The organism is Pantoea dispersa (assembly GCF_019890955.1).
Lineage (GTDB): Bacteria > Pseudomonadota > Gammaproteobacteria > Enterobacterales > Enterobacteriaceae > Pantoea > Pantoea dispersa.
In genome coordinates this window covers 1,150,606-1,163,246 of record NZ_CP082346.1, presented here as the reverse complement: position 1 = coordinate 1,163,246, position 12,641 = coordinate 1,150,606, and the positions used below count along the sequence as shown (strand labels likewise).

At 60.4% G+C, this 12,641-nt stretch carries 13 protein-coding genes; 2 read left to right on the top strand and 11 right to left on the bottom strand.

The genetic code is table 11. The features are described 5' to 3' along the window. Nucleotides 1-15: 15 nt before the first annotated feature. The 8 genes from K7H94_RS05305 to K7H94_RS05270 all read right to left on the bottom strand — a co-directional run bounded on the left by K7H94_RS05305 (nucleotide 16) and on the right by K7H94_RS05270 (nucleotide 6,905). On the bottom strand, nucleotides 16-834 hold the full coding sequence (locus K7H94_RS05305) for a phosphodiesterase (protein ID WP_021506600.1): 819 nt from the start codon (nucleotides 832-834) through the stop codon (nucleotides 16-18). 24 nt (nucleotides 835-858) lie between these two features. Then, complete coding sequence (locus K7H94_RS05300) at nucleotides 859-1,845, bottom strand: ABC transporter ATP-binding protein (RefSeq protein WP_058770829.1); 987 nt, start codon at nucleotides 1,843-1,845, stop codon at nucleotides 859-861. Then, nucleotides 1,842-2,654, bottom strand: coding sequence for an ABC transporter permease (locus K7H94_RS05295; protein WP_222951753.1), 813 nt, complete (start codon nucleotides 2,652-2,654; stop codon nucleotides 1,842-1,844). Before K7H94_RS05295 ends, K7H94_RS05300 begins: the two co-directional genes overlap by 4 nt. Further along, nucleotides 2,651-3,508 (bottom strand): ABC transporter permease, encoded by an 858-nt coding sequence (locus K7H94_RS05290; RefSeq protein WP_222951752.1) that lies wholly within the window; start codon nucleotides 3,506-3,508, stop codon nucleotides 2,651-2,653. The genes K7H94_RS05295 and K7H94_RS05290 overlap by 4 nt, the downstream gene beginning before the upstream one ends. Then, entirely contained in the window at nucleotides 3,508-4,530 is a 1,023-nt protein-coding gene (locus tag K7H94_RS05285; protein ID WP_058758325.1) for an ABC transporter substrate-binding protein, read from the bottom strand. Before K7H94_RS05285 ends, K7H94_RS05290 begins: the two co-directional genes overlap by 1 nt. Next, nucleotides 4,517-5,539, bottom strand: a complete 1,023-nt coding sequence (locus K7H94_RS05280; RefSeq protein ID WP_222951751.1) for a substrate-binding domain-containing protein — start codon at nucleotides 5,537-5,539, stop codon at nucleotides 4,517-4,519. The genes K7H94_RS05285 and K7H94_RS05280 overlap by 14 nt, the downstream gene beginning before the upstream one ends. 124 nt (nucleotides 5,540-5,663) lie before the next feature. Further along, nucleotides 5,664-6,272: a DsrE family protein gene (locus tag K7H94_RS05275; RefSeq protein ID WP_021506594.1), complete on the bottom strand. Its 609-nt coding sequence runs from the start codon at nucleotides 6,270-6,272 to the stop codon at nucleotides 5,664-5,666. Between the two features lie 27 nt (nucleotides 6,273-6,299). Continuing rightward, nucleotides 6,300-6,905 (bottom strand): DsrE family protein, encoded by a 606-nt coding sequence (locus K7H94_RS05270; protein WP_088517122.1) that lies wholly within the window; start codon nucleotides 6,903-6,905, stop codon nucleotides 6,300-6,302. Between the two features lie 697 nt (nucleotides 6,906-7,602). Between K7H94_RS05270 and bepA the strand changes: the two genes are divergently transcribed. After that, nucleotides 7,603-9,066: a beta-barrel assembly-enhancing protease gene (gene bepA, locus K7H94_RS05265; RefSeq protein WP_021506592.1), complete on the top strand. Its 1,464-nt coding sequence runs from the start codon at nucleotides 7,603-7,605 to the stop codon at nucleotides 9,064-9,066. 89 nt (nucleotides 9,067-9,155) lie between these two features. Further along, complete coding sequence (gene arsC, locus K7H94_RS05260) at nucleotides 9,156-9,503, top strand: arsenate reductase (glutaredoxin) (protein ID WP_222951750.1); 348 nt, start codon at nucleotides 9,156-9,158, stop codon at nucleotides 9,501-9,503. Here the strand turns inward: arsC and hda are convergent. From hda to upp, 3 genes are all read right to left on the bottom strand, one after another. Beyond that, nucleotides 9,500-10,201, bottom strand: coding sequence for a DnaA inactivator Hda (gene hda, locus K7H94_RS05255; RefSeq protein ID WP_031279417.1), 702 nt, complete (start codon nucleotides 10,199-10,201; stop codon nucleotides 9,500-9,502). The two genes, arsC and hda, sit on opposite strands and share 4 nt — an antisense overlap. A gap of 92 nt (nucleotides 10,202-10,293) precedes the next feature. Then, entirely contained in the window at nucleotides 10,294-11,577 is a 1,284-nt protein-coding gene (gene uraA / locus K7H94_RS05250) for a uracil permease (RefSeq protein WP_031279414.1), read from the bottom strand. Nucleotides 11,578-11,795: 218 nt separating this feature from the next. Beyond that, nucleotides 11,796-12,422 (bottom strand): uracil phosphoribosyltransferase, encoded by a 627-nt coding sequence (gene upp / locus K7H94_RS05245; protein ID WP_010617600.1) that lies wholly within the window; start codon nucleotides 12,420-12,422, stop codon nucleotides 11,796-11,798. Nucleotides 12,423-12,641 lie beyond the last annotated feature (219 nt).

Sequence of the window (12,641 nt, the reverse complement as noted above, 5' to 3'; positions counted from 1 at the left end):
GTGCTATTACTGGTGCTAATCAATTAAACCCTGCGCATCGTAAAACGGCCACGGTCCTGGATAATCGCCGATCGCGCACAGATGCGTAGTCATCCCCTGCTGCGGCTGCCAGCGATGCAGCAGAAAACCGGGCGGTTCCAGCACAAAGTTCGCCGGACCGTGGTCACGCAAATCCAGTGCCACCTGATGCGACACACCGGGCGCCACGCAGGCCAGCGTGCCGGCAAAACGCGCCTGCACCGAGCGGTGCAGGTGACCGCTCAACACCCGTTCCACCTGGGGATGCTGACCAACGATGGCAGCCAGCGCCGCCGGATTGCGCAGCGGCTGCCGATCCATATGGCCAATGCCGCTCAGGAACGGCGGATGATGCAATAGCACCAGCGTCGGCAAATCCGGTTCACGCGCCAGCTGCTCTGCCAGCCATTGCAGCTGTGCGTCATCGACGTAGCCCCACGGCTGATGCGGTACGCTGGAGTCGAGCGCCAGCAGCTGCAGATGATTCACACGCATCTGCCAGTTGAGCGTTTCGCCGTGCTGCAGGTAGTGATGCTCCGGAAACGCGGCGCGCAGCTGCTGGCGATCGTCGTGATTGCCCGGCATCAGCAGGAACGGCAGCTGCAGATGGCGCAGCGCCTCGCGCAGCGTCTGGTACTCTTCCGCAGTGCCAAAATCCACCAGGTCGCCGGTAATCACCACCGTATCCGGTCGCGGCACCAGCTGATTCAGCGTGTCAATCACCCGCAGCAGCGCAGCGTGCGTATCCACTTTTTTATAGGAGAGACGGCCATGGGCCTTGATGTGTAAATCGCTGATTTGCGCAATCAGCGTCATTGCGTCAGTCACAACAGCTCCTTATCAGGCAGAAAAGTGCAGCGCGGCATCCTGCGCCAGCGTCCAGCTTACCGGCTGGCCGGCGTGCCAGGCTTCGCGCGCGTGGCGATCAACCTGGATCGGCGCCGCCAGCCCGATATCAATACTCAGCCGCTGCGCAGCGCCGAGAAAGGTGGTGCCGAGGATGAAACCGGGGCGTGCGTAGCGCTGGTCCGCCGCCAGCAGCACATCCTCAGGGCGGCAGAAATGCTGCGGATTGCCACGCGCATCGACCCCGACACAGTTAATCGCGCCGACAAAATCCGCGACAAACTGTGACGCCGGGCGCTGGTAAATATTTTGCGGCGTATCGATCTGCACCAGACGCCCCTGCTCCATCACCGCAATGCGATCGCCCAGCGCCATCGCTTCCTGCTGATCGTGCGTGACGTAGACGGCGGTGATCGCCAGCTGTTTCAGCAGCGCGCCAATCTCCAGCCGCAGCCGGTCGCGCAGGCGCGCATCGAGCGCCGCCAGCGGCTCATCAAACAGCAGCACCTTCGGACGCGCCGCCAGCGCACGCGCCAGCGCTACGCGCTGCTTTTGACCGCCCGACAGCTTGTCGATGCTGCGCTGCGCCAGCGCGCTGAGATCCACCAGGGCCAGCATCTCCTGCACGCGCGCGTCGCGTTCGGCGCGCGCCACGCCCTGCACTTTCAGGCCGTAAGCGACGTTCTGCGCCACGTTGAGATGGGGAAACAGCGCGTAGTTCTGGAACACCATGCCCACGTTGCGTTTCTCGATCGGCAGCGCTGTCACGTTACGATCGTCAAACCACACTTCGCCGCCGTCGTCACAGCGCTCCAGGCCACTGATGATGCGCAGCGTGGTGGTTTTGCCACAGCCGGACGGACCGAGCAGCACCAGGGTTTCGCCAGGCTGCACCGTCAGATCGAGCGGCTGCAGCGCCAGCTGGTGATTAAAGTGCCGCGCACAGTGGCGCAGCGTAACGGTTACGGCCGCAGGGTTCATGCCGCCTCCTTGTTAGCACGCGTGAGCGTACGGTTGAGCCAGTGATTGACCGCGTTGAGCATCAGCAGCAGCGGCAGAATCAGCAGAATAAAGATCAGCGTGTAGGCCGATCCCACTTCCAGTCGCATTGAGGCATAGCTGTCTGCCAGCCCCACCGGCAGCGTTTTTGTCAGCGGCGTATGCAGCATCCAGGTGATGTTGAACTCACCCACCGACAGGGTGATCACCATAAACGCTCCGGCGAGAATGCCGTTGCGACAGTTGGGCACCACCACGGTAAAAAAGCGCTGCCACAGGCTGGCACCGAGACTGGCCGCCGCCTCTTCCAGCCGCGGCATCTCCACCGCCTGCATCACCGCCAGCACCGGGCGCAGCATAAACGGCAAGGTAAACAGCACGTGACCGATGAGAATGAACAGCCAGCTATCGCGCAGGCCGGAGAACTGCCCGTACAGCAGGATGATGCCCAGCGCGGTGGCGAGGCCCGGCAGCGCGACCGGCAGCATCAGGCACTCTTCGATGCGCGCCGCCCAGCGCCGCGGCGCTTTTAGCAATCCCCACGCTGCCGGCACGCCGATCAGCAGCGTGATCAGCAGGCAGGCCAGCGCAATCAGCAGCGACAGCCAGAAGGTGTCGGCGTAAAGCTGCCACACCTGGGTCACCCACTTCAGCGTCAGGCCGCTGCGCAGGCCGTTAAAGTAGTTGTTGGTCACGCCGGCCAGCATCGACAGCACCACCGGCACGATCATGAACAGCGCGGTGAGTAGGGTGACCAGCAGTTGCAGGCTGAACAGTCCGCGACGTCTCATGTCACCTCCTGGCGAGCCAGTCGGCGCGCCAGCATCAGTGCCAGCCAGGCGACGCCGCCCATCACCACCGACAGTGCGGCGGCGGTGGCGAAATTGGCGTAGTTGGTGAATTCGCCGTAAATGGTCAGCGGCAGCACCGCCAGATCGGTGCCCAGGGTGAACGCGGTACCGAAGGCACCCATGCTGGTGGCAAAACAGAGCGCGCCGGTGGAGAGCAGCGCCGGCTGCAGCCCCGGCACAATCACATCCCAGGTGATGCGCCACTGACTGGCGCCCAGCGAACGCGCCGCCTCTTCGAGAGAACGGTCGAGTTTTTCACTCGCCGCCACCAGCGTGATGATGGCGCGCGGCAGTGAAAAATAGAGATAGCCAATAAACAGGCCGGTAAACGAATAGGCCAGCATCCAGCGCTCGTGGAACAGCGCCAGGCTGATTTGCGCCAGCAGTCCCTGACGGCCCGCCAGCATCACCACCAGAAATCCCACCACCACGCCCGGAAAGGCCAGCGGAAACGTCAGCAGCGCCAGCAGCGTGCTGCGTCCGCTGAAGCGCTGGCGCGCCAGAAAGCAGCCGACTGTCGCGGCGATGGCCAGCGTCACCAGCGTGACGGCGAGCGACAGCAGCACGGTATTCAGCAGGCTGAGCAGGTAATGCGGCTGCGTCAGTACCGTCCAGTAGCCGCTGTGCCGGGTGCTGCGGTCGTCCTGCATCGCCATCTGCAGCAGCCGGACAAACGGCAGCAGCCAGAAGGCGCAGAAGAACAGCAGTGCCGGCAGCGTCAGCCATAGCCAGCGGCTGCCGGCCAGGCGCGGTGTCCGGCGGCACGAAGCCGCCAGGATATCGGTCATCGCCATCAGCGAATCTCACTCAGATAGCGTGCCGAGAAGGCTTTCTGCGCTGCCGCCATCTGCTGATAGTCAACGGTGTGCGCACGCGCATAGTCGCTGTCCGGCAGGAAATATTTCTTCGCTTCTGCGCTCATGGCGCCGGTGCGCACCGGGCGCAGGAACGCGCTGGCCCAGATAGCCTGCCCCTTGTCAGACAGCACATAGTCGATCACTTTTTTGCCGTTCGCCGCGTGCGGTGCATTCTTCACCAGGCTAATGACGTACGGCACCGTTACCGTGCCCTCTTTGGGAATAACAAAGGCGACGTTAGCGTGATCTTTGTAGCGGGCGCGGTAAGCATTGAAGTCATAGTCGAGCAGAATCGGGATCTCGCCGGAAATAAGCCGCGCATACGCGGTCTGCTTAGGCACGATGGGCTGATTCGCCTGCAGCTTTTTGAACCAGTTCAGCGCCGGCGTGAAGTCCTGCATGTTGCCGCCCTTCGCCTGGTTGACCGCCACCGCCGCCACGTAACCGACAAAGGCGCTGGCCGGATCGAGATAACCAATCATGCCTTTGTATTCCGGCTTCAGCAGGTCGTCCCAGGATTGCGGCACCGGCGCGCCGCCCAGCGCATCGACGTTGACCATAAAGCCCATGGTGCCCGAGTGCAGCGCCACCCATTTACCGTTGCTGTCTTTCATGCCGGCAGGGATGTCATCCCAGTGCGCCGGTTTGTAACTGGCGACCACGCCGGCGCTGTCCGCCTGAATGCCGAAGCTGACGCCGTAATAGACCACGTCGGCCACCGGATTGCCCTGCTCCGCCACCAGCTGCGCCAGCGCCTGGCCGGAGTTTTTGTTGTCCTGCGGCACCTGAATGCCGGTGTCTCTGGCAATCGCTTTGAGCTGAGTGCCCCAGTCGGCCCACTCGGGCGGACAGTTGTAACAGATGGCGGTTTCCGCCGCCTGCGTCAGGCTGGTAAACAACGCGCTGGCGCTGAGCGCGATGGCACCGGCGTAAATTTTTACTTTTTTATGCAGCATCATGAGGTTCCCTGGTGGTGGCAATAAACGCGGGGGCAGCGACACTCTCACCGCTCCGCAACTGATGTGGCAGCACGCGGGTGCCGCGGCTGACGTTATGCAACAACATATCGATGGCGCAGGCGCCGAGCCGTTCGGCGGGCTGCGCTACGCTGGCCAGCGACGGGGCCATTTGTGCCCCCATCGCAATCCCGTCAAAGCCCATCACCGCCAGCTGCTGTGGCACAGGTACGCCCGCGCGCGCCGCCGCGCCAATCAGGCTGATGGCCAGCAGGTCGTTGGTGCAGATCACGGCGCTGAGCGGGGTGGCACCGCTGAGCATCGGGGCCAGCAGCGTAAAGTCGGATTGGGTGTGGCTGGCCATCTCAATCACCGGCAGCGCCGTCAGGCCCGCGTGCTGCATGGCGTCGCAATAGCCCTGATAGCGCAGGCGTGCACGGTCTGACTGCAGCATCGGTCCGGCGACAATGGCAATGCGGCGATGACCAAGCGCCAGCAGTTGTGCGGTGGCTTCGCGCATCGCCTGGCGGTTATCCACGCACACCGCCGGCCAGTGGCTGTGCTGCGGCACGTTATGCGCCAGCACAAACGGCAGGCCAGCCGCCTGCAGCGTGCTGAGCACCGCGCTGTTATCCGCGTCGGCCACCGTCAGGACCAGGCCCGCCACGCGCTGGCGCAGCATATGTTCAACGATGGCGGCTTCGCGCTCGGGCTGGTAATCGCTGGTGGCCACCAGCAGGCCATAGCCGGCGTCGCGCGCCTGGCGCTCCATCGCCTGCAGCTGGCAGGAGAAGATCGGGTTAAGCAGCGAGGGCAGCAGCACGCCGAAGGTGGTGGAGTGCTGCGTGCGCAGCTGGCGCGCGATGTGGTTAGGACGAAAGCCGAGCTGCTCCGACGCCGCCAGCACTCTCTCCAGCGTGTCGCGCCGCAGCAGATGGGGATCGGAAAAGGCGCGCGCGGCCGTGGCGCGTGAAACGCCTGCCAGCTTTGCCACCGTGAGTAAGTCGGACATGTTCGCCTCGTAAAGTGCCGATGAGATCGATCTCATTGGCGCCTAAACTAACGGCGAACTGTGACAGTGACATCGCGAAGGGATGACGAAAAGATGACAGCAGCCTGCACTGCTGTCGGCAGGATTACAGCATCAGGAAGGCATACCCTTCATTTTGCAGCGACGCGACGGTGGTGCCGCTGGAGAGTGTATGCGTGACACGGGTGTCGATCCAGTCGCGCTCCAGCTGATGGAAGGCCACCGACTGGTCGCAAATGGTCACTTTCACCCCGGCTTTCTTCAGCTCATCAATCAGCTTCAGGTTAGGGTTATCGCTGCCGTACGCTTTACGGAACTGATCGTTATTGAGCGCGGCCGGCACCGCATCGCTGTTAATCGACACCACAAAGTTGAGCTGATTCAGCGGCACGCCAGCCGCGTAATAGAGGTTGGTGACGCGTGCCACGCGCTCAAGGCCGAGGTTTGGCTGATGGATATCCCCTTCACTGCGGTTGATCTGAAACACAATCTTATTGCTCAGCCCGGGCGTGTTGGCCGGGTTGTAATCCGGCGTGTTAACAAAGTGAATTTTACCGTAACCGGCAATCGCCGGCGTGCTCCAGAAATCCGCCGGTTCGGTTTTCTGGTCAGCGAATTTGCCGCTGACTTTATCCACCAGTTCCGGCAGCTGCAGCACATTTCCGCCGACAAAGCCCGCCAGCGCGGCGATAACAATATAGGATGCTGGACGCATGACACTTCTCCTTAACCAAAGACGCGATTACATCTGTAAAAAGGCATAGCCCTGATTTTCCAGCGTCGACACCGTGGTCGGGCTGGACAATGCATGAATCACCGACCGGTCGATCCAGTTGCGCGGATAGTGATGGAACGCCACCGACTGATCGCACACCGAGACTTTGACGCCCAGCTTGTTCAGCGCGCCAATCAGCGCGAGGTTGGGGTTATCGACGCCGTAAAACTGCTTAAAATGCGCGTTATCCAGCGTGGCGGGCGTGGCATCGCCGGTCATCGACACCACAAACTGCAGCTGTTCGGCCGGTACGCCAGCGGCGATGTACAGATTGACCACGCGCGCCACGCGCTCCAGCCCGAGGTTAGGCCGTTTGATATCGCCTTCATTGCGGGTCAGCTGGAACACCACTTTGTTGCTCAGCCCCACCGCCGGTTTAAACGCGGCGTCGGCTTCATAATGAATTTTGCCGTAGCCCGCGACCGCCGGCGTGCTCCAGAACCCGTCCGGATCGGCAGGTTCAGCGGAAAAATGGCCCGCGATACGCTGATACAGGTCATCGCTTTTGATTACGGCGGCACCGACCATCCCACCCACGATGGCAATCAGGGCATAGGAAACAACAGAACGCATAGAAACTCTCCGGCATGCACTGCGCGTTAATTCACAGTCCGTTTGAAAAAGTGCTTTATCTATACCACAGCGCGCGGCGCGCAAAACGCCTGTACTGGCGGGCTGTCCGGCGTTTGGCTGCCAGCAGAAATCATCGCGCCAGCTGATTGAATAAGGCTGTTGATTGAGCGGTGCGGGCGAGTTGAAAAATAGCTGGCCGGAAATACCGGCAGTCACCAGGCAGAGGGATGCACAGCAGATGACAGCGCCTCATCGTGCGGGTTAATACTGTCATCGCGCGCCGCCAGTTGACCAGTGAGCAAAACCTGACCATTCATTTCTGGGCTGGTGATGCACGGCCAGAGCAGCACGATAAAAATCACTGATGGATAAAGCGGGCCAACCGGGGGTTTTCGGGCGTGTTTTTCAGAGTAAACCTGGAAAAAACCATGCCAGATTCAATTATTTTGAGCAACTTTACGTAACTTTAATTTCATCAGGGCGCTGCGCCGTTTTCTTTTGCCTTTTCGCTATTCAATTTTTTGCTACAAATTTCGCGTCAGTCAGCCATTCTTTGCCATCACGTCAATGTGACGGCGGCATTTGCTTGTATCCTCACTGTGGTTAAGATAGAGCCGCGGCAGAAAAGGAAACGCCGCCACAGAACATTGGCATGACTTTCCTGTCCAATGGCAGGAGACTTTTACAGGATCAAGGCATGTTTAACCGGTTGAAAAAATCAGTGCTGGCGGCCCTTATTCCTGCGCTGCTGCTCACGCCTGCGGTCGGTGTCCGCGCCGATCTGAGCGACAATTTGCCCGACATGGGCACCACGGCAGGCTCCACGCTCTCCATTAATCAGGAACTGCAGATTGGCGACTTCTACGTGCGCCAGCTGCGCGCCAGCGCGCCACTGATCAACGATCCGCTGCTTAATCAGTACATCAATGAACTCGGCCAGCGGCTGGTGGCACACGCCCATTCGGTGCGCACGCCGTTTCACTTTTTCCTGATTCAGAATGACGAGCTCAACGCCTTCGCCTTCTTTGGCGGCAATGTGGTGCTGCACTCGTCGCTGTTCCGCTATACCGATAACGAAAGCCAGCTGGCGTCGGTGATGGCGCACGAAATTTCGCACGTGACGCAGCGCCATCTGGCGCGCGCCATGGAAGAGCAGAAGCGCAGCGCCCCGCTCACCTGGGTCGGCGCGCTGGGTTCGATCCTGCTGGCGCTGGCCAGCCCGCAGGCCGGGATGGCGGCACTGACCGGTACGCTGGCCGGTACACAACAGGGCATCATCAGTTTCACCCAAGGCAACGAACAGGAAGCAGATCGCATCGGCATTCAGGTGCTGCAGCGTGCCGGTTTCGATCCGCAGGCGATGCCCGCATTTCTGCAAAAGCTGGCCGATCAAAGCCGTTTCTCGTCAAAACCACCGGAAATTCTGCTGACGCACCCGCTGCCCGACAGCCGCCTGGCCGACGCGCGTAACCGCGCCAACCAGATGCGCCCGGTGGTGGTGCAGTCGTCGCAGGATTTCTATATGGCGAAGGTGCGCGCGCTGGGTATGTACGCCACCGGCCGCAATCAGCTGACTGACGATTTGCTGAATGAGTACGCCAAAGGCAACACGCGGGAACAGCAGGCGGCGCAGTACGGCAAAGCGGTGCAGTTCCTGCAGGCGAAAGATTTTGCCAACGCGAAAAAGATCATCGCGCCGCTGCTGGCGAAGCAGCCGGATAACCTGTGGTTCCTTGATATCATGACCGATATCGACATCGGTCTGAACCAGCCGCAGCAGGCCATCAGTATGCTGAACGCCGCCCGCGGCAGCCAGACCAGTCCGGTGCTGCAGCTTAACCTGGCGAACGCCTACGTCGAGGCGAAGCAGCCGGCCAACGCCAGCCGCATCCTTAACCGCTACACCTTTGCGCACCCTGACGATCTCAACGCATGGGATTTACTGGCGCAGGCTTCAGCCGCGCAGGGGCTGCGCGATGAGGAGCTTTCGGCACGGGCTGAGAGTCTGGCGCTGAACGGCCAGCTCGATCAGGCCATCACCACCCTGAGCAGCGCCAGCGCCCAGGTGCCGCTCGGCAGCCTGAAGCAGGCGCGTTACGATGCGCGCATCGACCAGTTCCGCGAGTTACAGCGGCGTTTTAAGCAGTATGCAAAAGGGTAAATAGCCGGTTACGCGGGTGGATGGCCGGCAGGATTTCGGTGCGCATTCATGCGCACCTGGCAACAATGGATTACGCAGGATAAAAAAACATGGTCCGTATTTATCACAATCCGCGCTGCAGCAAGAGTCGCGAAACCCTCGCGCTACTGCAGCAACAGGGCATTGAACCGCAGGTGGTGCTGTATCTCGACACGCCGCCGGACATCGACACGCTGAAAACGCTGCTGCAACAGCTGGGCATGCGCAGCGCACGCGAGCTGATGCGCCGTGGCGAGGAAATCTATAAAACGCTGGGGTTGGCCAGTAACGAGCTCAGCGAACAACAGCTGTTACAGGCGATGGTGGAGCATCCAAAACTGATCGAGCGGCCGATTGTGATTCAGGGCGACCGCGCCCGCATTGGTCGTCCGCCGGAAGCGGTGCTGGAGATACTCTAAAGCCCCAGCGCCTCTTTCACGAAGGGAATGGTCAGCTTGCGCTGTGCGCTGATCGAGGCGCGATCAAGACGATCAAGCGTGTCAAACAGCGTGCGCATTTCGCGGTCGAGGCGTTTCAGCAGGAAACGCCCAACGTCTTCCGGCAACTCAAAGCCGCGCAGGCCGGCACGCAGCTGCATCGCCTGCAGTTTGTCCTCGTCGGACAGCGGCTGTAAGCGGTAAATTTGTCCCCAGTCGAGACGTGACGCCAGATCCGGCAGGCCCAGATTGAGCTGACGCGGGGGGCGATCGCCGGTGATCAGCAGGCGGGTTTTGCCGGTTTCCAGAATGCGGTTATAGAGATCGAAGATCGCCATCTCCCACTCGGCTTCGCCGGCGATGCACTCAATATTATCAATGCACACCAGCGCCAGATTCTCCATGCCTTCCAGCACTTCCGGCACGAACCAGGTGCGCTTATCGAGCGGCACATAACCCACCGCTTCGCCGCGCGCGGACATTTCGGCGCAGGCTGCGTGCAGCAAATGGCTGCGGCCGCCGCCTTCGCGCGACCAGAAGTAGAGATAGCTGCCGTGCTGTTGCGCCAGCGCGCCCTGCAGCGCCGCCAGCAGTGACGGATTTTCCCCCGGCCAGAAACTGGCAAAGGTTTCATCATCGGGTAGATAGAGTGGCAGTGAAAGCTGTGCCGGCGTGTTCAGAAGTACCTCAACGGATGAGCGGGCAGAAAACCGGGCAAGTTTATCACGATCCTCCGCAGAGATGAACCGGGCTTCCCTGCCCGTAGGATCCTTTAAAGCTCGCGTTTTTCTTCCGCGTCCAGCACCACCTCTTCCGGACGTAACAGACTGATTACGCGGAAAATCAGCGCCAGGCCAACGCCGACGATGGTGGCCAGCGCCATGCCCTTCAGCTCGGCGGCGCCCACGTGCACCTTCGCGCCACTGACGCCAATGATCAGGATCACCGAGGTAAGGATCAGGTTCTGCGCTTTGTTGTAGTCGACTTTGGATTCAATCAGCACGCGAATACCGGAAGCGCCGATCACGCCATACAGCAGCAGCGACACCCCGCCCATCACCGGTACCGGGATCGCCTGAATCGCAGCCGCCAGTTTACCGACGCAGGAGAGCAGAATGGCGAAGATCGCCGCACCGCCGATCACCCAGGTGCTATAAACGCGGGTGATCGCCATGACGCCAATGTTTTCACCATAGGTGGTATTCGGCGTGGAACCAAAGAAGCCGGAGATCATGGTCGACAGGCCGTTGGCGAACATCGAGCGATGCAGGCCGGGATCGCGAATCAGATCCTTCTTCACGATGTTGGCGGTGACCACCAAATGGCCCACGTGCTCGGCAATCACCACCAGCGCTGCGGGCAGGATGGTCAGCATCGCGGCCCACTCAAAGCGCGGCGTATAGAAGGTCGGCAGCGCAAACCACGGCGCGTTTTCCACCGCGCTCCAGTCAACGATACCCATGGCCGACGACAGCGCGTAACCAACCAGCACGCCAATCAGGATCGGGATAATGGCGAAGAAGCCACGGAACAGCACCGAGCCAAACACCGTCACCGCCAGCGTCACCAGCGAAATAATGATGGTTTTACTGTCCGCTGTGGTGCCGTCAGCGGGCAGCAGCCCGGCCATATTCGCCGCCACGCCAGCCAGTTCGAGACCGATAACCGCCACGATGGCCCCCATCGCCGCCGGTGGAAACATGACATCGAGCCAGCCGGTGCCGGCCTTCTTCACAATCAGCGCCACGATGCAAAACAGCGCGCCGCACAGGATAAAGCCGCCGAGCGCCACTTCATAACCGAGCGGCAGCAGCAGCAGCACCGGCGAGATAAAGGCAAAGCTGGAGCCAAGATAGGCCGGGATTTTGCCTTTACAGATAAACAGATACAGCAGCGTGCCGACGCCGTTGAACAGCAGCACGGTCGCCGGGTTGATGTGGAACAGAATCGGCACCAGCACGGTGGCACCGAACATGGCGAACAGGTGCTGCAGGCTGAGCGGAATGGTTTGCAACAGTGGCGGGCGTTCACTAACGCCAATGGCTCTGCGAGTCATCATTTATCCCCTATACGTTTATTTTTATGCTCGTTCGTCAACGCCGCACCTTATCGTAGTGGCGCAATTGATTGCGCCTTGTCCGGATGGGCACCATAGCTTGCCCGGCATCAGCGCGATAAATCGCGCCGCTACAAAATGTGCATCCTGTCGATACGGTGTCTGACTGAACGGTATTTTTGCCAAAAAAAAGCCGACTCTCTGGCCGGCTGGTTTATTTATTTGGTTCCGAAAATCTTGTCGCCGGCGTCGCCGAGGCCCGGGATAATGTATCCCTTCTCGTTCAGGCCCTGATCGATTGACGCGGTGTACAGCTCAACGTCCGGATGCGCTTTCTCCAGCGCGGCAATGCCTTCCGGCGCGGCCACCAGCACCAGCACTTTAATGCTGTTGCAGCCGGCTTTCTTCAGCAGATCGATGGTGGCGATCATCGAGCCGCCGGTCGCCAGCATCGGGTCAACCACCAGCGCCATACGCTCTTCGATGTTTGACACCAGCTTCTGGAAGTAAGGCACCGGCTCCAGCGTCTCTTCGTCACGGTAAACGCCCACCACGCTGATGCGCGCGCTCGGTACGTGTTCCAGCACACCTTCCATCATGCCAAGACCAGCACGCAGAATCGGGACGACGGTAATTTTTTTGCCTTTGATTTGATCGACGTCGACCGGACCGTTCCAGCCTTCAATGGTCACGCGCTCGGTTTCGAGATCGGCGGTGGCTTCATAGGTCAGTAAGCTGCCCACTTCCGAGGCCAGCTCGCGGAAGCGCTTGGTGCTGATATCATGCTCACGCATCAGGCCCAGTTTATGTTTGACCAGCGGGTGTCTGACTTCCACGATCTTCATGATTATTCTCCCGGAATTGAGTTGAGCTAAAAAAAAATCGCCGGATTATACCGCCTTTTTACCGCCGCGCCACCGGTGATTGGTCAGGTAACGTGCACAAATCGCCTGAGAATAAGGATTAGCGAAAAATCAGCACGCTGCAAAGGTGCCCTGAGATGGGACTCGCAAACGTTTGCCTGCGCTGGTAGAATTGCCGCGCTTAATTTTTGCCACCAACCG